The sequence below is a fragment of the Neolewinella lacunae genome (genome assembly GCF_014349155.1).
In the GTDB taxonomy this organism is placed as follows: Bacteria; Bacteroidota; Bacteroidia; order Chitinophagales; family Saprospiraceae; genus Neolewinella; species Neolewinella lacunae.
In genome coordinates this window covers 22,332-45,839 of sequence record NZ_JACSIT010000095.1, presented here as the reverse complement: position 1 = coordinate 45,839, position 23,508 = coordinate 22,332, and the positions used below count along the sequence as shown (strand labels likewise).

Here is a 23,508-nt window from a genome sequence, read left to right as displayed (position 1 = left end):
CCTGTGGAGCAACGGACAGACGACGGCTACGGCCACGGGCCTGGCTGCGGGCATCTACACGGTAACGGTTACCGACGCCAACGGCTGTACGGAAATCGCCACCGGCACGGTCAACGAACCCACGGAACTGACCCTGACGGGTATGGAAACCGACGTTGAGTGCAACGGCGACGCTACCGGCGCGATCAACATCACGGTCGGCGGCGGCACCCCCGGCTACACTTACCTGTGGAGCAACGGTGCCACGACCGAAGACCTGACGGGTCTGACCGCCGGCATCTACTCCGTGACGGTAACCGACGCCAACGACTGTACGATCGAAGCGACCTTCGAAGTGGAAGAGTCTACGGACCTGGAAGCTACCATCGCTGACACGGACGTGCTCTGCAACGGAGACACGGACGGTACGCTGACGGTAGTTGTCACCGGCGGCACCCCCGACTACTCCTACCTGTGGAGCAACGGACAGACGACGGCCACGGCCACCAGTCTGGCCGCAGGCACCTACACGGTGACGGTAACCGACGCCAATGGCTGTACGGAAATCGCTACGGGCACGGTCAACGAGCCTGCGGAGGCACTGGCCATCACTGGTATTACCACCGAACTGGAGTGTAATGAAACGGTGGGCGGTGAAATCGACGTAACGGCCACGGGCGGCACAGCTCCCTACACTTACAACTGGCAAGACTTGCCCGGCAACGATAACGTCGCAGACCGTACCAATCTCCTGGCGGGTACCTACTTCGTAACCGTTACCGACGCTAATGCTTGCACTGCTGAAACGTTCTTCCTCATTGCACCTGCGTCCGCGCTAACGGCCAGCATCGTCAACGATACGATCTGTCCTGCCTCCGGTGCTGCTGGTGTACTGACGGTAGTACCGCAACCCGCTGGAACCTACAGCTACCTGTGGAGCGATGGCCAAACCACGGCAACGGCGACCAACCTGGCGCCCGGCACTTACTCGGTAACGGTGAGCGACGCGGAAGCGGGCTGTCAGTTTGTAGCGTCCGCCAACGTGGTTGCCGACCCAGAAGCCTGTGGTAAAATTGGTAACTTCGTCTGGTACGATGCGGATCAAGATGGTATCCAGGACGAGTCCGAACTGCCAGTAGTTGGCTTGGTTGTTGAGTTGTACACCGCAGGTGGACAGTTTGTCGCCGACGATACTACTGACGACTTGGGCAACTACCTCTTCGAGGGCTTGGCACCGGGTAACTATTACATCACTTCCGACGGGCTCCCCGTTCCGGCGGAAGGCAACCCCTACACCGTAACCACGGCCAACGTGGGCCTCGATAGCCTGGATAGCGACATCCTTCCGACGGCAATTTCCGACATCATCACCCTGGAGGCAGGAGAGTGTGACCTTACGTGGGACATCGGATTCGTCCGCACGGCCACCGGAGGAATTACCGACCCCTGTATCTGCCAGAACGACGCTACTACGGCCACTGACGGCCGCTTTGGTGACGTTATCGAAATCATCGGCATCCCCGGTGACGTATGGCGGATCGTGGCCCAAACAGGCATGTTCACCCTGAACAGCCCCGCACCGCCTGCCGTACAGACCCTCGTTCCCATCGGAACGATTATCCCGCAGGTCGAGCCCGGTAAGTTCGTCTACGGCTTCCTACACCGCGACGAGATCGGCTACACGGTGACCGTTGAGAACCTCAACGGGGACCAGTTGATGATCTCTAATATGTGCAACTACCCGACGATCGAGATTGTGGGCTTATCCGATGAATTCTGTCTCTTCGATGATCTTGCACCGATTGCCATTGACGTCAGCCAGTTCATGGGCCTGCCCGGAACGCTGCGCAGCTACATCGTCAATGTCGCTACGAATGACACGATCGAAGTAGACCCGACCAACATCGATCCCGCCGCCTTGGGCGTCGGTGCCTTTGAATTCATCGCGGTCTTCACCCCCGATGATCCGATGGAGTGTGTAAGCTACCGCTTTGAAGGCTTCGACATTTCCATCTCTGACGATTGTGAACCGGCCAGTATTGGTGACTTTGTCTGGCTCGATGAAAACGGCAACGGCATCCAGAATATGGATGAACCCGGAGTAGAAGGCGTGACAGTGAACCTCAAGGACGCTGCGGGCGTGGTGATTGCAACCACCACCACCAACGACCAGGGCGGTTACCTCTTCGGCGGTCTGGCCCCCGGCACCTACAGTGTCCAGTTCGTTCTGCCTGCGGGCTTTGAATGGACGGGCGCGAACGCAGGTGCAGTGGAAAGCCTGGACAGCGATGCGGACCCCACCATGAACGGGATGACCGAGACGGTGACTTTGGTTGCCGGCCAGTCTTACCTCGATCTGGATGCGGGTATTGTCCCCGAAGTAATCTGTGAACTTACGGCTACGGTAACGGTGGCGCCAGTGTGTAACAACAACGGTACGCCGACCCAGCCTGCGGATGACTTCTACACCGTGACGGTCCTCGTCAGTGGCACCAGCCCCTCCGGCACCTGGCGGAGCAACCTGGCTGATGTAAATGGTAACCCCATCGTTGGTACGGTAGGTGTTCCTTTCACCTTCAGGCTGCCAGTGGTTCAGATCGGCCAAAACATTGAGGTGGTGACCATCACCTTCTCCGATCGCAACGACGCTACCTGTGGCGCTACGGTGGAAGTTACCCCCACGCGCCCCTGTTCTGACCAGTGTCGCATTACGGCTTCGCTCACCACTTCACCTTACTGTTTCGACAACGGAACGGACGGTGATCCTACGGACGACGTCTTCTTCGTCGGCATCACGGCCAACGAAGTCAACGCCGCTGGAGACTCCTGGACGGCTTACAACCGTGCTGGTGTTGCCGTAGGAACTGGCTTCTACGGTGCGGAAAATGACCAGATCGGACCATTCACCGCTGCCGACCTTGACGCCAACGGCCGTCTGCAGATTACGGTGCGCGATGACGCCAGCTTCACCTGCCGGGTGGTGCTCGACTTCCTCGTGTCGCCCAACGTTCTGGAATGTTCTGAGCGTTGTATCATCTCGCTGGAACTGGTGGGTGATCCCTACTGTTTCCCGAACGGTACCGAGAACGATCCGCGCGATGACGTCTGGTTTGTTACTGTCCGCGTAAGCGGTAATAGCAACGTAACGCGCTGGGTATCCGATGCGCCCGGTGTTGCCGGTGTGAACTCCTTCGGTTTGTTCACCTTCGGCCCCTTCAGCGACCCCATCAACGGAAGCTACACGATCAACGTGGAGGACTTCGACGGTACCGGCGATTGTTCGGCCAGCCTGACGGTTATTGCTCCCGGAGAGACCTGTTCTGAAGACTGTGACATCGACGGTGAGATCCTCGACATCTACTGCGACGACAACGGTACGCCAACCTTCGCCGGTGACGACGTATTCTACATCGTTGCCACCGCCAACCGGGTAGGTTTCAACAACAGCGACGAGGGATGGATTGTCCGCGAGGGCACCACCCGTACCGGTCCCATCGTAGGCGTAGGTCCGATCTTCGGCAACACCTACACCTTCGGACCGCTGCCCCTCTACGATGCTGAAGGCAACCTCCGCACGCAGACCAACTTCCGGATTGAAGACGCGGCTACTTTCTACTGCCGCGTGGATACGCTCATCACCCTGCCCGCTCCCTGCTCCAACGAGGAGTGTGACCTGATGATCGTGATCGATGAAGTGATCTGTGACGACAATGGCACGCCCAACAACGGTGCAGACGACACTTATGACTTCACGCTGATGGCTACGGGCGTCAGCGGTGGCTACACCGTTGAGTTCCTCACGCCAGCCGGTCTGCCCAACGCCCGTGGGGTATTTGGACAGATGAGCCGCTTCGGCCCGATCCCCGCCAACTCCAACGTCAGCGGAAGGATCATCCCCGACGACCCGACGTGTGAAAACGTAGGCGCTTTCTTCGGACAAGCCCCTGGCCCCTGCACGACTTGCCGCCTCGACGTGGTCGAACTGAGCAATGTTTGTGACGACAACGGCACCGCTGATCCTGGTGATGACACCTTTACCGTCACCCTGGCCATCCGTAGCCAGGAAGGTGGAGCAGGTTACATGGTGGATGTACCGGGCCTTGGCATGGTCATCGGACTGTTCAACAGCGCCGACTCCGTCCGGACATTTACCTTCCCCATCAGCGGAGGTGACGTGAACCTGATCTTCCGTGATATGCAGCAACCAACGGCTTGCTTCGATGAAGTGACCCTGGTGGCTCCCGCAACGTGTAGCCCGTGTGACCTTGCTGCAACGCTGGTTCGCCAGACGCCCTGTGAGCAAAACGGCACCCCGCTGGATGGCAGCGATGACTTCTTCACCGTTACCGTCAACGTTACGGGTGATAATACCGGTGCTGGCTGGATCATTGCAGGAACGGACCTGAGCGGTGCGTACGGCGAAGACGTGGTACTGACTTTCCCCACTGGAACGCCTAACCTCGTACTGACCTTTGTGGACGCTGCGGATGCCAACTGTACGGACGTGATCGAAGTAACGGTCCCCGACAACTGCCCGGATACGCCGATCTGTGACCTGACGGCCACCCTGACTTCCGGCCCCGTTTGCAACGAGGATGGTACCCACACCATCGTGGTAACGGTGAGCAACCCCGGACTCGCGTCCCTGGAAGGCTGGGTCTCCAACACCGGCCTGACGGGCGGCTACGGCGTGCCCACCACCATCGTTGTGGAGGAACTCTGTGAAGCCCTCGTCATCATCTTCAGTGACGAAGACAATGTCGAATGCTCAGATACCATTACGGTCAATCCGACTGCCATTACCATCGAGGCTCCGGCTGACACGGACATGGTGGAAGGTCGTGACCTGATCTGCTCTGACGGCGACCAAATCTTCGGTCGTGAAAGCAGCCTGTCCCTGACGGGAAGCGCTACCACCGCCGGATGTGGAGTGGAAAGCGTCACCTTCACGGACGTTTACCTGAGCGGCGGCCCTGGCAACGACGGAGCCGATGATTGTGATGACGTAGTGATTGAGCGGACGTTTACGGCCACCAGCTGTAGCGGCCAAACGGTCACCGACATCCAGTTGATTACCGTGCGTAAGCCGCTGGTTACCGACGTAGTCTTCCCGACGGAGACGATTGACTTCGACTGTGAGGGCCCTGCCTTCCCCGAAGACGCCAACGGTAACCCGGCCACCTCCGTAACGGGTCTGCCGACCATCACCACCGCTTTTGGTGATGCAACGACGATTGACGGAAGTTTCTGTGGTACCCTCCGGGTAGCTTACCGCGATTCCATCGAGCAGACTTGCAGTGGTACCAGAACCATCTTCCGGATCTGGACGGCTACCGATGTTTGCCGCAACGAGACGCTTTCCGGGACGCAGATTATCCGTACGGGAGACTTCAGCGCACCGGTGGTCAGTTGCCCCATCAGCAACCACTACTGCCCGGTTCTGGAGGAAGACATCATGCTCTTCCCGATGGATCCTTACGACTGTGTAGCGAACTTCGAGTTGCCGCTGCCCGACGTCACGGACGCTTGCTCCAACAGCTGGACCATCCTCAGTGAGGTCATCGACGGCAGCGGTACGGTAGTCGCTACCATCGCCGACGGCGATGGCCGCAACCTCACGCTGGGTGCGGGCGACTACACGATCCGTTACACGGTAACCGACGACTGTGGAAACGCCGGTGTTACGGAATGCATCATCCGCGTTGCCGACACCCAGGAGCCCGCTGCCATCTGCATCAGCCACATCAACGTCAGCGTTGGCGGATACGGCATCGCCCGGATCTACAGCCAGATGATTGACCTGGGCAGTTACGACAACTGCGGCCTGGACAGCATCCTGGTACGTCGCCTGCTTCACGTTGACCCCATCACGGGAGATTCACTGGTCACGCCGATCTGGACGGCCTGGGAGCGCTACGCGGAAGTGGATTGCAACGACGCGGGCAGCATTGTAGTCCTGCAGCTGCGGGTAGTCGATGCCGCCGGTAATGCCAACATCTGTACGACCGAAGCATCGGTGGTAGACAATACGCTGCCTTACTGTACGGGTCTTGAGGATCTCGTCCTGAGCTGCCGTGATCTTCCGCTTGACTTCGACCCCACGGATACGTTGAGCCTGGAAGCGGCCTTCGGTAAGCCCGTAGTGATTGACAACTGTGCGGCCAGCTCCATTGAACTGGCTCCGATTGTGGACATCGACGAGTGCGGCGGTGCCGGACGGATCATCCGCCGCTGGTTGGCCGTTGACCAGATCGGCAACGTCAGTGCTCAGGAGTTCACGCAGGTGATTACGATTACGGCTGACCTGGCCTACACGATTGTCCTGCCAAAAGACACCCTGACGGAGTGTTTGGACATTGACCAAGGGCTGGAAATCCTCGGAGTGGGATGTGCTGACCTCAGCGTAAGTTTCCGCGACTCCGTAGTGGCGGTAACTCCGGCTGATGGTGAAGCATGCCTGGTCATCGAACGCACCTACACGATCATCAATAACTGCACCTTCGATCCGGCGGTAGATACCCTGGTTCGGATCAGCCGCGACGAAGATTGCGACGGTGAAGAAGGCGAGTCCGTTTTCTACGCTATTGTCAACCCCGACTTTACGTACATTGACGTGGATACGGCCTTTACCAACGCGATTCCTGCGGCGGGCACCCGGGGTACCGAGTGTGACGGAGCGACCAACCCTGCGGGTTACCTCCGTTCGGTGGCCACTACGGGCGGCTGGATTTACACCCAGCGCATTGCCATCGTAGACCGCACGCGCCCCACGCTCGTGTTTGAAGCGGAGGAACGCTTCTGCGCTACCGAAGAGGCTGATTGTGAAACGACCATCCGCATCCCGGTTACGGTCACTGGAGAGTGTACCGCAGCTGGCTCCAACTGGCTGGTGCTCGTTGACCTGGGCCGGGACGGTGCGCCCGAAATGCGTCTGCCCAATGCGGTGGCCGTACAAGGCAGCTTCCCGAACTACTTCATCGAAGCGCAACTGCCAATTGGTAGCCACAACCTGATGCTGCGCTACATCGATGGCTGCAACAACTCCGTGGCGGCTTCCATACCGTTCGAGATTGTGGACTGCTCCATCCCTGACCCCACCTGCTACAGTGGCCTCATCGCCAACCTTACCGAGCTCGCAAGACCGGTAATGACCGAAGATGGCCAGACCGTTGACGTTGGTGTCTTGATTGACGCGGGCCGCCTGGCCAGCTGCGACATTGAAGATTGCAGCGGACCGCTGCGCTTCTCCGTCAACCGGATCGGCGCAACGCCCAACGTTGACAGTACTACGCTTCTGTTGACCTGCGATGACCGTTACACGGTAGATGTAGAAGTTTACATGTGGGACAGCGCCTTCAACCCCGACGCCGTCCAGCCCGATGGAAGCGTGGGCGGACCGAACTGGAAGATGTGCGTAGTGGAAGTGTTGGTACAGGACCCCGACGAACTGTGCAGTGACTGCAATGCCGACGGTACCCTCAACCTGGGCGGTGAGTTCACCACCGCAAATGGTGTGGTACTGCCCGGCGTAGAAGTGGAGCTGTCCGGTACGGCGCTCGACTTTGCCTACACCGACGATGCCGGTAAGTACGTTTTCTCCGGTCTGCAGGCAGGTGACTACACGATCGAACCTTACAAGGCAGACGTAGCCAGCAACGGCGTATCTACCCTGGATGAGTTGATCCTCCAGCGCCACCTGCTCGGCATTGAGGAGATTACCGACCCGGTACGCTTCATTGCCGCCGACCTCAACGGCGACGGTACCCTGACCATTGTTGACCGGACCATGATGCGTGCCATCGTACTCGGCCGTGACAATGTTCTGGCGGACAACGTGACCTGGCGCTTTGTACCCAAGGCTTACCTCGAAGCGATGGGTGCCGAACTGTCCCGCGCCGCTGGTGCACCGCAGGAAATCCAACTGACCAACCTGACGGCCTGCGCCCTGGGCCATGATTTCATCGGAATCAAGCTAGGGGACCTGAACGGATCGGTATTCGTGGAAACTTCCACGGGCATCATCCTGAACGGTACGCGTGGTCGCAGCGCAAATGCTACCCAATTACTGGAAATCGAAGAGCTCTACCTCCGCGGAGGCGAGCGCTTCGAGCTTCCGGTGCGGATGCGCGACCTTCAGCGGATGGCGGGCTTCCAGTTTACCCTTGAGGTAGACGGGGCGATCGCCAACGTCGAAGGGGTAAAACCAGGACTCATCGGTGCAGAACGTCTTGGCCTACACGCCCTGAACCGGGGCCAGGTTACCGCCAACTGGTTGCAGCCGGAAGTACCCACGGACGGCGAGGCGGTATTGTTTACGCTCCAACTGCGTGTCTTGCGCAGTGGCCGGACGAGTGAACTGTTCCGCCTGAGCGATAGCCCGACCTTCAGCGAAGGCTACCGCAGGGAGGACCGTCAGCTGATGAACCTTTCCCTGGCTTTCCCGGCACAACAAACCGTGCCGTTCGTTGCCGGCAACGAGCAAGCCCCCGACGCAGCAATGGAGCTTGGGCCCAACTTCCCCAATCCCTTCATTGATTACACCACGATCAGCTTCCGCCTGCCAGAAGCTGGCCGTGCTACGCTGAGCCTGTACGACGTAAATGGTAAACTGGTGCAGACGATCGTCCGCGACTTCGCCGCTGGCGCAAACACCGTCAAACTGAACGGTGATCGCTTCAGCGCCGGAACGATTATTTACACGCTTGATTTCCAGGGAGAAAAGCGCACCCGCAGCATGATAAAATCAGGAAAGCGGTAGTTTTTTCTTCTTGAATGGAGAGTATTTAAGGGAGAACGGTAGAAATTTACCGTTCTCCCTTTTACATGTTTGAATTTATACCTACCTTCGATCCGTGAATTCTGACTAGGGCTATCGTAAGAGAATAATACACACTGTAGAATTTTGAGAGACAAGCGAATGCCGGAGTACCCCTCCACACTTCGTATCTGCGTACCATGAATATTTTTTGCGCCATCCGGGCAGTCAGGCGATTTACCGATCGCCCCTGAAACCCCGGAGGTCTTTTGGTTTTGCTACACTTGAACAACATTGTATTATGCGTTATTTCGACCCTAGGCTCCTGGTCCTTACAGGCCTTGTATTCGCGATCCTGTGCTCCTCAGTATTCGTAAAAGCAGAAGGAACCCCCAATTTGCGCACGGCAAACGGGGATCCTGTTTTGCTGTTCGTGGGTGACAACACCTTTGGCAACTTCGCCAGTTACAACGGACCGGAAAACAGCCGCCTCAACTTCCGGATAGCCGAAGCAGGGGAGACGGTCTATTTCGGAATGTCCCGTCTTTTCCGCAGCGATGGCACGCCCGAAAGTTTCGGGCAGTACAAATACCGGGTAAGGAGTGCTGCGGATGGCTCGATCGTGTTCGGGCCGATCACGGTGAATGCCAACAGCGAAAACCTCGCCACCTTCGAGCAGGCGGAGCTGGGCCCGGCAGTGTTGCAAGCGGGCGGCTACCCCACGAATGCTTCCTCGACTTTTGTTGCACCGGCGGCGGGAGAGTACTTTATCGAATTCGACCAAACGAGCCCTACCCGCGCCCGCTACATCGGCCTTTGGGACATCACCATCGCCAACAACGGGGAGGTGAAAAGCGGACGGATTTACTCGAAAAACTGGGCTTTCCGGGTGCCGGAACTCGACCCTCAATTGCCCGAATGTGCTTTCGGGGCGGAGTTGAGTACCGTGTTTTACTCTTATACCGCTGATGGCTTCGTGACGCGGATTGACTTTAGAGACTCTGGCTTTCAGCCTCTCTCCTTCAACCTCGCCTTTAACCGCACGGGCCCCGGCGAATCCGGCAACCTGGCCCTGGACCGCCGTTCAATTGCCAATGCCAACGCAACGGCAAATGCCGCCGAACACCTTATCTTTCTGGAGGCACCCGATGCCGATCTTTTCCCCGATGGGCAATGCGGAAACGTGGCAGTAAACAGCGGACTGCGCTGCCAGGCCGATAATACCTTCTGCATACCCGTTTCCGTCACCCTCCCCGGGCAGGTAGAAATTACCCTTGACTTTAACGGTAACGGGGTCTACGACCCTTCCACCGACCGGATTCTGGTATACAGTTTTCAAGCCGGAAGCGACTTGAGTGCCTGCATCCCCTGGGACGGACGCTTAGCCAACGGGGAACGCCCCAACCAGGGAGCCATTGTCGACATCCTCGTAGAGTACACCCAAGGGGTACAGCACTGGGCTCTCTACGACGGTGAACTGATGCGCAACGGCTTTTGCGTAACGCCCGTACGCCCGCTCTGTAACCAGGATGCGACCACCCCGCTGTTTTACGATGACATCAATATCCCCGAAGAGTCTGGTACGGGAGCACCTAAGCAGGTGCTCGACGGCTGCGCTTGCCGCACCGGCAACTGCCGCACCTGGACGAACTTCGACGCCAATGCCGCAGATGATTGTACCATTGACGACAGTGAAACCACCGGCTACGGCGACCGCAATACGCTGAATACCTGGTGGTATGCTTCCGTACGCGCTACGGCTGCTTTCAACATTCCCCTGAATATTGCCATGATCCAGGGGCCAACGGAGCATTGCCCCGGCGATCCAGTGGTGCTCCGCCTGAATTATTCTTCCGACAGCGAAGTGGCTTCCATCCGCTGGACCGGGCCGGCTGGCCCCATCAACGACGGCAACGACCAAACCAGCATTACTGCGGAGGCTACGGGAATGTATACCGTAGTGGTGGTCGACGTTTTCGGCTGCGCCAGCAGTGGCAGCTTTACGCTGATGGATTACGTCTGCACCCTGAACGTCAACGTGATCGGGGTAACCTGTCAGGACGGCGGAACGGATACCGACCCCAGCGATGATGTCTTTTTCGCCCAGATCCGCGTCGATGGAGACCTCAGCAACGGCTACCTCTACAACGGCATCGCCAGAAACTACGGAGAGGTCATTGAAATCGGGCCCTTCTTCATTATGGACGGCAACGCCACTTTTACGGCAACCGACCTCATTGCCGACTGTTGTACGGAGAGTGTCACCATCCCCGCGCCGCCCGCGTGCAGCGATGGTTGTGCGATTACCACCATCAACATCCTCGAGACGGCTTGCCAAAACAATGGTACCCTGACCGACCCCGCCGACGACAGTTTCACCTTCACCCTGATCGTGGACGGCATTAACCTGAGCAACGAGTGGGTCAACAACCGCGGCGAGCGTGGCCACTACGGGGTGCCGGTGACTTTCGGACCCTACCTGATTGCCGACGGCCCCCTGAACCTCCGCTTTACGGATTCCGCCGACGCATCCTGCGGCTGGGCCACTACCGTTCAGCCACCCTTGAGCTGTTCCAACGAATGCCTGTTGATGCCTGCGGTGGAGAACCTGCTGTGCAGCGACAACGGCACGCCCTTCGACCCTTCCGACGATACGTACACCTTCAACCTGCTGGTGATGGGGGAGAATACCCCTTCGGTCGGCTACCAGGTAAATGGCAACGGAGCCTATCTCTATGGGCAGTCTTATTCCCTCGGGCCTTTCCCGACGGCTACCAGCGATTATCTGCTCCGCATCGTCGATCTCGGCAACAACAGCTGCTCCTTGGAGTACCCGATTGATGACCTGTCGGCTGGCTGTTCCTCAGCCTGCGGCATCCGCATTGCCGACGCCATCGTGACCTGTGATGAAGGCGATGACGGGGCAGCCCTCTTCGTTGAACTCCTGGTGGAGTCCCAAAATCCCGGCGCAACCAGCTGGCGCACCAGCGATGGACAGGTTGGCAACTTTGGCGAATACACCCGGGTGGCCACCCTGAACCCCGGAGGAGCCACCCTTACGCTGACGGTAGAAGACAGCAACCTGGCGGATTGCACCGCTTCGGTGACGGTAACTTCTCCCGGCATCGCAGTAGTTTGTCCGGCCAACTTGGCCCAGATCGGCCATCCCGCCAGCTTGCAAAGTTTCGGGGGAACCCTCACGTCGGGCAGCCGGGTGGTCTCCGGCGCAGAAGAAGTCTGTTGGATGGGCGACGAAACGCGGGATGCCGGCCAACGCTACCTCGAAAGATACTCCCTGCGCAGAACGGACAGCCTCGATGCGGCCCCCCGCCTGTTCAGCTTCTACCTCTATGGCCCGGAGGGTAGCGACTTGCGGGGCGCCGTCTTTAGCCAGCCCGCCGAGGCCATGCCCGACTGCTGTAACCTGACCAACGACGGTCCCGTCTTTGCCAACCCCACCAACCCCTGGTCTTTGCCTACGCTGCCGGATAGCCTCGTTCCGCAGGGGCTGGTGCTCCAGCAGCGCTTCTCGGTGGTCTTGCGGCCCCAGAATGTTTACGCCCTTACCACAAGCAGCCGCAGGGTAGGGCAGGTGGGCGATTTCCGCTGGCTCATCCTTTCGGCCGATCGGGAGCCTCTGCTGATTGATCAGCCCAACGTCATTGCTCCGGTCGTTACTTTCCGGAATATCCAGGCCACTTACGACCTGCTCACGCCGGAGGCCGGGCTTTTCCTCGATCAGGCAACTTCCCTCGCAATATTTGGTCAGCCCCAGCTCGATAGCCTCTGTGGGCTCCCGGACTTGAGCTTCTCCGACACCTTACACGGCACCTGCGACAGCGCCCTGATTGTCCGCACCTTCCAACTCGCCGTTGCCGATACGGTGGTGGATGCCCTCTGCACCCAGCACATCGACTTCCGCGCCCTGGCGCTGGCCGACATTTCCTGGCCCGAAAGCCAATTGCGCTTCGGTTGCGGGGAAACGTTCCCGATGCTGCCCAATACCCACCCCACGCCAGGCTACACGGGCTTCCCCTTCGTGTACCGGGCGGGCCGGGCGGTAGCACTGGATGCGGAGCGGCTGGACAACCTCCGTACCAGTTACACCGACGTGGCTACGCTGCGGGAGGACGGCGGGACCGACATCCGCCGCACCTGGACCGTCGTGGACGAATGCCGCAACGCCACGGCCACTTATACCCAACTACTGAAGCTGGAAAGCAATGGCATCCCGTTTTTCAGTTGCCCCATCAGCAACCACTACTGCCCGATTGTGGAAGAGGACATCATGCTCTGGCGGGTGGGGCAGTTCGATTGTTTCGCCGAGATCACCATTCCCCGCCCCGAAATTTTCAACGTTTGTGACTCTACGGACTGGGTTTTCCGGACCGAATTCCTGCGCCTGGCCGCCAACGGAGACACTGTGCTGGTGCTCACCCTGGCCGACGGTGACGACCGCGTAGTGCGGGAAGTGCCCCCCGGCGAATACCTGATCCGCTACAGCGGGACCCACGCCAGCGAAACGATCGAAGCCCGCTACTGCCGCCTGCGGGTGGCCGACCTCACCGAGCCCGTAGCCGTCTGTAAAAGCACCGTCAACCTCTCCGTGCCCGGCAGCGGTACCATCTTGGTGCCTTTCCAGGTGATCAATCAGGGGAGTTACGACAACTGCGGCATCGTCCTGCGTGAAATGCGCCGCCGCGTGATTTATGCCACGGCCCACGGCGACAGCCTCGGCTGGTCTGCCTGGACCGAGCGCTTGCTCTTTGATTGCGAAGACGTTGGCCTCGACCTGGCCGCCCAGATCCGGGTGACGGACGCAGCCGGCCTGCAAAACTTGTGTACTTCGGTGGTCACCGTACGCGACAATACCGAGCCCTACTGTACGGGCCTGGAAAGCGTCAGCATCAGTTGCGACGACCTGCCCAATAACTTCAGCGCCTACGATACGGTGCAGCTTCGCCTCCTCTTCGGGATGCCCGATGTGGTGGACAACTGTTCGGCACAAGCCATTGAACTCGCTCCTCTGGTGACGGGTAGCAGCTGCGCCCCAGAGCGCATCCGCCGGCGTTTCCGGGCCGTAGACCAACACGGCAACCACAGCGCGGGTGTTTTCATTCAGGATATTTTCGTCACGCCCAGCCTGGCCTACGCCATTCGCCTGCCCAAGGATGCCGTGACGGATTGTACCGACCTGGTAGACACGGTACTGGTGCGCGGCGCGGGCTGTGACTCCATTACCCTGAGTTTTGTGGACATTGCCTTGCCCGTTACGGGAGACGAATGCCGCTACCTGCAGCGCAACTACGTAATTACCAACTGGTGTGAATGGGACGGCATCTCGGAGCCCATCCGCATCGGACGCGACGAAGATTGCGACGGGACCGAAGGTGACGCGGACACCTGGCTGGTGCGTACCCCCGAAGGCATTTTTGTTGATGCGGATAGCCTGAGCAACAACAACTTCCCGCTGGCCGCAGCGCGGGGCAGCAGCTGCGGCGCGCCCAACCCCGCTGGCTACTGGCGGCAGGTAACGGGCCAGGCGGGCGGACGCTACGTCTACAGCCAGCGGATCAAAATTGTGGACACCGTTGCACCGGTTTTGACCCTGACCATGTTCGATACCATCTGCGCCGATACCGTGTTTTGCCGCAAGGCCGTCACCGTCGGCATCTGGGTCGACGACGCCTGCCAGGTCGCCGAAGGGCAGGTACTGATTGGCATAGACTTCGGCAACACGGGCACGATTGAGGCCACGAGCGCCCAGACGGGCACCCTGACGGGAAGCTTCCCGAACTACAGCTATACCCTCAACCTGCCACTGGGCACCCACCGCTACATCATTACCGTAACCGACGACTGCGGCAACAGCACCACAACGGAGCGCATTTTTACGGTCTACGATTGCTACGTGCCCGCCCTGGTTTGTCGTGCGGACCGCATCTACAATCTCCAGCCCTTGCTGGAGGAAGGCGACATTGACGGTGACGGCATTGTGGAGGAGGCCGCCGTTTTGGTGGAGGCTGTGGACCTGGCCCGGTGCAACTTCCAGGATTGCAGCGGCGAACTGAGTTTCTCGCTCAACCGCGTGGGGGAACCCTACAACATTGAGCAAACCAGCCTTTTCCTCGACTGCGAGGACCGTTACCAGGTGGACCTGGAAGTGTACGTATGGGACGAGGCCTTTAACCCTTTCGCCGTGCAGCCCGACGGTACCGTAGGCGGCCGTAACTGGCGCCGTTGCGTAGTGCGGGTGCGCCTCCAGGACCCTAATCTGGTGTGCAACGACTGTGGCGTGCTGGATAACGTTACCGTCAACGGCAGCGTCCACACCTACCGCGGCCAGCCGATGGAAGGGGTGCGCATTACGCCCGGCGATGGGGTAGGGGCTTCGGTGACCAACCGCTTCGGCAGCTACCAGCTGGGCCTGGTGGCCGGGCGCGACTACGTATTGCGGGCCAGCAAAGACTTTGATCCGCGGGAGGGCCTTTCCACCAGCGACTTGATTTTGCTGCAACGCTACCTGCACGGGTACGACACGCTTGGCAGCAGCTACCTGCGCCTGGCCGCCGACCTGAACCGCGACGGCAACATCAGCGGCCTCGATATGCTTCACCTCCAGGCCCTCATCCTGGGCCGCGAAAACCTTTACCCCAGCGGTTCCCCCTGGCGCTTCGTGGAAGCCAAATGGCAGGAGCCCAACCCGGTGGCGGAGGAGATCCTCTTGCCAGCCATCACGGAATGCGCTTTCGATCACGACTTCATTGGGGTCCGTCTCGGTGACCTGGACGAAAGTCTGGGCGCGGACGCAGGTGCGGTGCAAGGAACGACGAGCAGTGCAGGCCGGGCCGCCCGCCCGCGCAGTCTTTCGCTCGAAGACCATGCCTTCCGCGCCGGCGAGACCTTCACCGTTGCCCTCCGCCTGGCCGACGCCGCTGCCTACGCTGGCGGCCAAGCCGAACTCTTCTGGAACAAGGGCGCTCTGGAATACCTGGGTATGACGAGCCACGACCTTGACCCCCGCCGCAACGCCCTGCGCCTGGACCGCTCCCTGCGCTTCAACTGGGCCCAGCCCCTGACGACGGACGAAGTGATGACGCTGGAATTCCGCGCCCACACTACTGGCCAACTCCGCGATTTCCTCCGCCTGGTGGATGACGCAGCCTTCCGGGATGCAGTGTACCAGGCCGATCTCAGCGCCCATCCGCTCTACCTGAGCTGGGCGGCCCCGACTTCCCCCGAACCTTCCGCCAGCGGTGGCTCCGCCGAGGACATGGCCCCCGTGGAGACCCTCCTCGGCGTACTGCCCAACCCCGTGCGCACCACCACCCGCATCGGCGTGTACCTGCCGCAGGAGCAGGCCATTCGCCTGACGATAACCGATCTCAGCGGCCGCAACATCTACCGCGTTGCGCCACGCCTTGCCGCCGGTGAACACTGGCTGAACGTCGATGCCACCAACTGGCCCGCCGGCGTTTACCTCTACACGGTCCGCACCGCTGCGGGAGCCGCCACGGGCAAACTATTGGTGCAGTAAACAACCCAACCCTGGGGTGGCGTTAAACACTGCGCTGCCCCGGGGGACTTTTGCTTCAGTGCGATGGACGCTTTTTTTCGATCTGGACGGCCGCAGAGATGAGGCTCAGGTGGGAAAAAGCCTGGGGGAAATTGCCCAATTGCTCTCCGTGGATGCCGATTTCTTCGCTGAATAAGCCCACGTGGTTGGCGTAGCCGAGCAGCTTTTGCATGGCCACGGTGGCCTCGTCTAAGCGGCCAATGCGCGCCAGGCATTCGACGTACCAGAACGAGCAGATGGTGAAGGAACTCTCCTCACCCTCCAGCCCGTCCTCGGCCCCGTGTTCCAGTTTGTAGCGGAAGACGAGGACATCGGCCAGCAGCTTTTCTTCGATCTTGGCGAAGGTGGCCAGCCAGCGGGGTTCTTTGCTGGAAACGAAACGCAGCAACGGCATCAGGAGGGCACTGGCGTCAACGGTATCACTGCCCAGAAACTGGGTATATGCCCCCACTTCCTCGTTCCAGAAGTCTTCGTAAATCTCGTGGTAGAGTTCGTCGCGTTGCTTTCGCCAGCGTTCCAGGGGAGCGGGGAGGCTGCGGGCTTCGGCAATCTTGAGCGCCCGGTCAATCGCCACCCAGGAGCAGACGGCAGAGTGTAGAAAGCGTTGTTCGCCACTGCGGACCTCCCAGATGCCGTGGTCCTTATCCCGCCAGTGCGCAATGACGTATTCCACCAACTTGACGATGTCCTTCCAAAAATCGATGGTGATGCTGCCGCCGGATTGGTTGTACAGGTAAATGGTATCGATCAGCTCCCCGTAGATGTCCATCTGCCGCTGGTTGTAGGCGGCGTTGCCGATGCGGACCGGTTGGCTTTGGGCGTAGCCTTCCAGATGATCCAGCGCCATTTCTTCCAGGTCTTTACGGCCATCGACGCCGTACATCAGTTGCAGGGAGTCGACGCAGCGTTCGCGGATCCAGTCCATAAAGTGTTCCGCTTCTTCGGTATAGCCTAAGCGCAGAAAGGCGTACATGGTGAAGGCTGCATCGCGGATCCAGGTGAAGCGATAATCCCAGTTCCGTTCTCCGCCGAGGGCCTCGGGAAGCCCGAAGGTGGCCGCAGCAACGGTGCTGCCGTAGTGGATGGAGGTGAGCAGCTTGAGCGCCAGGGCGGAGCGGATGACGGGATCGCGCCAGCGCCCCCGGTAAGTACATTTGGCCGACCATTTTTCCCAGTAGTGGCGGCAGTGATTGAAGGCGCTTTCCCAACCCGGGCTGGAGGAATTTCCGTTGGCGAAGGTGAGGATGAAATCCAGGTCCTGGCCAGGTGCCAGGTCGATGACCCCGGAGAGCCCGGAGGAGCTGATCTCCAGTTTGGCCCTGGTGTACAACTGCAGGCTGGGTTGTTCGCCGGCGGGGTCGTGCAGCAGGTAACCATTACCATCGGGGGCCAACTCGGCCCGGCACCCCTGGCGCGCGTAGTCGAAGCGGGGTTGAATTTGTACGTCGATGCGGTGGTGGCCATACACGCCTTTTAAGCGGCGGTAGATGGAAAAGTCATGTGCCGTTTCCGCAATGGGCATGAAGTCCGTCAGCTCCGCAATGCCATCCGCAGAAAGGAAGCGCGTCACGAGGATGTTGGTGTCGGGGAGATAGAGTTGTTTATAGCGCGTGTCTTTGTCGGCGGGCGTAAATGAAAAGAAGCCCCCTTGCTCCGCATCGAGGATGCGGGCGAAGACGGTCGGGCAATCAAAGCGCGGCAAACACAAAAAATCAATACTGCCGTGCAGGTTCACCAGGGCGGCGGTGTGGAGGTTGCCGATGACGGCGTGGTCTTCAATGGGGAGATAGCGCATGGGCGAAAAATGGGTGGGCGGCTGGGCATTATGCAGGAAGCTGCAGAAGCCAAATAAAATGAGGGGCGAATGGTTGACTGCCCAGGCGTTTTTTATGGCTTCGACGGGCTCCGTCCTCTGCTCCCTGTCCTTACCCGGCACCTGCGGCCGCGCCCAATGGAAGGCGCTGATGGGGCAAAATCCGGTCATCGCTCCGTAAAATCTCCCCCCGGACGCGAACTGATTTGTTCCCCAATTGCGTTTGAAAAAGGAGGAAAACGATAACTTTTCCTTAAAACTGTTGCTTTAGGGGGGCTTCCCCGCTGTGGTGTTATGGGAATGTACGGTCTTCCCCCCGTACCTTTTCTCACGAACGATTTTGAGTGCAAACAAACATGAAAACTAGAAACATCTCCTGGATAGCGCTGCTGTTGCTGGCATTGCCTGCGGTGTTGCCCGCCCAAACGGGGGGCTTTGGCCGGAATAAGCCCCACTACGAAAACTTCGATTTTGAAGTCTACCATTCGCCTCATTTTGAACTCTACACCTACGTACAAAATGAAGAGTGGCTGCAAAACCTGCTCAACGACAGCGAAGAGTGGTACCGCGTGCACCAACGCGTGCTGCGGGATACCATTCCATTCCGCAATCCCCTGATCATCTACGCCAACCACCCCGATTTCCAACAGACCAATGCCATCAGCGGAACCATCAGCACCGGCACGGGTGGGGTAACGGAGGCTTTTAAAAACCGCGTGGTGATGCCCGTGGCCGCCACCAATCAGCAAACCCACCACGTGCTCGGCCACGAGTTGGTCCACGCCTTCCAGTACAACATGATCATCCGCGGAGACGGCACCAAGCTGCAAGACTTGCAGAACCTGCCCCTGTGGATGGTGGAAGGACTGGCCGAGTACCTCAGCATCGGCTCCGTAGACCCCTTCACGGCCATGTGGATGCGCGACGCGGTGCTCCACGACGACGTACCCAGCCTTAAAGACCTCAGCAGCAGTAAATACTTCCCCTACCGCTACGGACAGGCCTTCTGGGCCTTCGTGACCGGGCTGAAGGGGGACGACGTCATTGCTCCTTACTTCCGCGCTACTGCTAAACTGGGCCTGGAAAAATCCACTCCCCTGGTGTTGGGCATGACCCTCAAGCAACTCAACGAACTCTGGGAAGGTGCCCTGCGGAAAACCTACGAACCCTACGTTGGCGACGCCAAAACGGACCGCAACATCGGCAAAGAACTCGTCTCCAAAGACTCCGGCAGCGGCAAGATCAACATCGCCCCGGCCATCAGCCCCAACGGGCAGTACCTGATTTACCTCTCGGAACGCGATCTGTTCAGCATCGACCTTTTTCTGGCCGACGCCCGGACGGGGGAGACCATCCGCAAAATCCGCACCACCAGTGCATCGGGCCACGTGGACGAGTTGAGTTACGTCGAGAACAGCGGTACGTGGTCGCCCGACAGCAAGCAATTTGCCTACACCGCCGTGGCCAAAGGCCGCAACGTGCTGATCATTGCCGACGTCGAGAAGGGCAAATCCGAGCGTTCCATCGTTCCCGAAGGCGTCCCCGCCTTTTCCTCACCGGCGTGGTCGCCCAATGGTAAGTCCATCGTAGTGGCTGGCCAGGTGGAGGGGCATTCGGACCTTTTTTCCATCGACGTGCGCAGCGGCCGGGTTACCCGCCTGACCAACGATGCCTACAGCGAAACCCATCCCGCCTGGAGTGCCGACGGACAAACCATCTACTACGCCACCGACCGCCAGGCTATGCTGCGCCGGGAGCGCCCCCACGGTGCCCTGCGCTTTAACCTGGCGACCTACGACCTCGTCAGTGGCCAAAGCGAAGACCTGCCCGTTTTCCCCGGCGCTGACAACCTCAACCCCGTGGAAGGCCCCGACGGCAAGCTCTACTTTTTGAGCAACCGCGACGGCTTCCGCAACATTTACCGCTACGACCTTGCACGGGGTACGGTGGAGCAAGTGACGGATCTCATCACCGGCGTCTCGGGCATTACCCACTTTGCGCCAGCGATGAGCATCGACCGCCGCAACCAGCGCCTGGTGTATAGCTACTTCAGCCAGCAGGGCTACCGTATTCACGCGGCCCTCACCGATCGACTGGAGGGTAAGGTCGTCCCGATCGATAGTGTAGACCTCAGCCCGGCCCGGTTGCCCCGCCTCAACAAGCAAGCGCCGCGGGTAGTGGATCAGCTGCTGGAAAACATGCAGCAGGAGGAAGTGATTTCCTCGGAGCAGGTACAGGAAGTAGCCTACGCCCCCAAGTTTAAGCTCGATTACATCACCGGATCGGCCGGGGCGGGTGTGGGGACAAACCCGATCTTCGGCACCAACGTCGGGGCAGTCGGTGGCGTTCAGGCCATTTTCAGCGACGTCCTGGGCGATAACCAACTATTCGGCACGGCCATGCTCAACGGCGAGCTGACCGATTTTGGTGGCAGCGTGGGCTGGATCAACCGCAAGCACCGCATCCAGTACGGGGTCAGTGGTGGCCGGGTACCCTTCCGCAGCTTTCAGGCGCTGGCCCCCCGCCTGGAGCAACTCCCGATCAACGAAGATCAGTTTATTGAGGTGGGCAATGCCCCCTACCTCATCAACCGGCTGTACCAAAACCAGCTTGGGGCCTTTGCCCAGCTCCCGATCAGTACGAAACTGCGCGTGGAGGCATCCTTGAGCGGCAGCTACTACAACAACCGGGTGGATGAATACCCGCGCTACTTCGACCCGCTGACGGGGCGTCAGCTGAACGGAAACTTCCGGCCCGAGCGCCGGGAAGACCTGGAGGGCGATGCCTTCACGCTCGGCACGGCGGGCCTGGCCCTCGTGGGCGACGCGGCCAATTTTGGGCTTACCTCTCCCATCAATGGTTACCGTTACCGGCTGGGGGTAGACCAGTACCTGGGCGAGTTTCAGTTCACTTCCGTGACGGCAGACTACCGCAAATACCTCTGGTTTGGCAAGGGTGCGCTCGCCTTCCGCGCCATGCACCAGGGGCGCTACGGGGGCAACGGCAACGACCTTTTTCCGCTTTACATCGGCAGCCCCTGGTACATGCGGGGCCTGACGGGCAACGACGTACTCAACCAGCTGGCCGAGAACGGGCGCAACGTCAACGAGCTCATTGGCAGCAAACTTTTGGTGGCCAATCTGGAAGTCCGGATACCCTTCACCGGGCCGAAGCCGCTGGCCCTGATTGGCTCCAAGCTGCTCTTCTCCGACCTCAACGTCTTCGTCGACGGCGGCGCGGCCTTTACGGACTTCAGCCAGTTCGGCGGGCCCACCTTTACGCTCGACCGCGATGGCAACCCGCTCATCGACCCCACCACTGGCGAGCCGTTTATTGCCTCCGCTGGCGTCAGGCCGATCTTCACGGCGGGCGTCAGCACCCGCATCAACGTCTTCGGGCAGATCGTCATCGAGCCTTACCTGGCGCGGCCCTTGCTGAAAAATGCGGGGTGGAGTTTTGGCCTCAATCTCCAGCCCGGCTGGTAACCGGGCCATTGGCGTAGCATCATCCGGGCGCGGCCGCAGGTGCTCCCCCCCGACCCCCCGAGGGGGGGAGAAAGGACGGGGAGCAAGGCAAGTCAGACCTTCCCCGGTGCTGCACCAACCAAGAATTAATGGGTGTTTTTAGTGTGTTATGATTGCAGACCTGGTCAATATTGGCCGGGTCTGCCTTTTTATTTCAGGGGAGCAGTTTGTGGAATGGGCTCCTTTTTTGCGTCATCCAGGCAACTTGTTTTACCTTGCTTATTCCTCTTCAAGCTCTTTCTTATGCGCCTGCTCATTGCCGCTTTATTTTCCTTGTTCCTTAGCCTGGGCTTTTGGTCTTGTTCGGTGCCCCAGGCGGTGGCCCCGGCACCATCTGCTCCGGTGGAGTTCATCGTCTTACAGCTCAACGACGTCTACGAGATCGCTCCGCTGGAGGGCGGTACGGCGGGTGGGTTGGCCCGCGTCGCTACGGTGCGCCAGGAACTGCTGCGGGAAAACCCGAACGTAATCACTGTCATGGCGGGCGATTTCCTGAGCCCTTCTTTCCTGGGGACGATGAGCTACACCAACGACGCCGGTGAGCGGGAGCGGATTGCCGGCCTGCAGATGGTCGAAACCCTCAATGCCATGGGCCTTGACTACGCCACTTTCGGCAACCACGAATTTGACCTCAAAGACCTGGCGCTGCTCGAAAAAAGAATGGACCAAAGCACCTTCCGCTATACCGTTTGCAATGCGCTGGCGGTTACGGAAGGAGGTAATGCCCGGCCCTTTGCGCAAAATGGGCAGGCGGTCCCGGAATACCTCGTGCACGAAGTGGCGGCGGCGGATGGGCGAAAGTTGCGCGTGGGTATTGTGGGGGTGGTGTTGCCATTCAATAAGGCCGACTACGTTCGCTACGCCGACGCGACGGATGCCTTCCGTAAAACCCTTCCTCAGGTAGAAGCTGCGAGTGATCTGGTACTGGCCATCACCCACCAGAGCGTTGAGGAAGACGAAGCCCTGGCGGCGGCCGTCCCCGGAGTGCCCCTGTTCATCGGTGGGCACGAGCACGCCAAGCTGAGCCGCTACGTAGACCAGACGGCCATCACCAAGGCGGATGCCAACGCCAAAACCGTTTATATCCACCGCATCAGTTACGACCCGGTCAGCCGGCGGAGCGTTCTCAGCTCCACGCTGCGCAAGATCGACCAGAACATTGCCGATGAGCCAGGTACCAAAGCCGTGGTGGATAAGTGGGTCAACCAGGTATTTTCACTCATGGAAGACATGGGCTATGACCCCACCAAAGAAGTCCTGCAACTCACCGAACCCCTCGTCTGTAAGGAAGAACTCATCCGCACCAGCGCCACTAACTACGGGCAACTGACGATGGAAGCCATTGCCAAAGCGCTGCCCGGGGCCGACCTCTACGTCCTCAACTCCGGCTCCATGCGGCTCGACGACAACCTCTTCAACATCGTGACCGAATACGACGTGCTGCGGACTTTCCCCTACGGTGGCAACTTCGTCACCCTGCAAATGCCGGGCAGCGCCGTCACGCAACTCCTGCAAACGGGCCTGAAAACCAACTACGGAGACGGGGGCTACCTCCAACAACGCAATGCTGACCCCGAGACCTTTGCGCTCAGCGGCCAGGCCATTGACCCGACCAAGACCTACTCCGTCGTCATGCCCGAGTTTATGGCCCAGGGCAAGGAAGCCAACCTGGACTTCCTCAAGGGCTACTACCAAGGCAACCCGGCCAAGACGCTTACCGTTGGTACCCAAACCCTGCGCAACGACTTACGCGACATCGTCATTTACCACATGCAAGAACTAGGGACTTACTAAACGTGAGGTAGGGGCCTGGTAACACCCTACTGGCAATAACCACAACTAATTGATACTTAAAGGCCGT

Annotated in this window: 5 protein-coding genes; 4 read left to right on the top strand and 1 reads right to left on the bottom strand. The window is 59.5% G+C overall.

Annotated features, from left to right (window positions below; translation table 11 throughout):
• Positions 1-8,737 (top strand): SdrD B-like domain-containing protein (locus H9S92_RS08950; RefSeq protein ID WP_187466372.1); only part of this gene is annotated, 8,737 nt, incomplete at its 5' end.
• A 394-nt stretch (positions 8,738-9,131) separates the two neighbouring features.
• Positions 9,132-16,271, top strand: coding sequence for a T9SS type A sorting domain-containing protein (locus tag H9S92_RS08945; protein ID WP_187466371.1), 7,140 nt, complete (start codon positions 9,132-9,134; stop codon positions 16,269-16,271).
• Between the two features lie 55 nt (positions 16,272-16,326).
• Here H9S92_RS08945 and H9S92_RS08940 read toward each other — a convergent pair whose 3' ends face one another.
• Positions 16,327-18,105 (bottom strand): glycoside hydrolase family 15 protein, encoded by a 1,779-nt coding sequence (locus H9S92_RS08940; protein ID WP_187466370.1) that lies wholly within the window; start codon positions 18,103-18,105, stop codon positions 16,327-16,329.
• Between the two features lie 374 nt (positions 18,106-18,479).
• On the opposite strand from H9S92_RS08940, the gene H9S92_RS08935 reads away from it, so the two are divergent.
• Both H9S92_RS08935 and H9S92_RS08930 read left to right on the top strand, forming a co-directional pair.
• Positions 18,480-21,608 (top strand): PD40 domain-containing protein, encoded by a 3,129-nt coding sequence (locus H9S92_RS08935; protein ID WP_187466369.1) that lies wholly within the window; start codon positions 18,480-18,482, stop codon positions 21,606-21,608.
• Positions 21,609-21,890: 282 nt separating this feature from the next.
• A complete protein-coding gene (locus tag H9S92_RS08930) occupies positions 21,891-23,441 on the top strand; it encodes a bifunctional metallophosphatase/5'-nucleotidase (protein WP_246463755.1) in 1,551 nt (516 codons plus the stop codon).
• Positions 23,442-23,508: the final 67 nt, after the last annotated feature.

Coding starts and splice junctions, on each gene's coding strand:
- H9S92_RS08940 (WP_187466370.1), bottom strand. CDS start 18,105: ATGCGCTATCTCCCCATTGAAGACCACGCCGTCATCGGCAACCTCCAC.
- H9S92_RS08935 (WP_187466369.1), top strand. CDS start 18,480: ATGAAAACTAGAAACATCTCCTGGATAGCGCTGCTGTTGCTGGCATTG.
- H9S92_RS08930 (WP_246463755.1), top strand. CDS start 21,891: ATGCGCCTGCTCATTGCCGCTTTATTTTCCTTGTTCCTTAGCCTGGGC.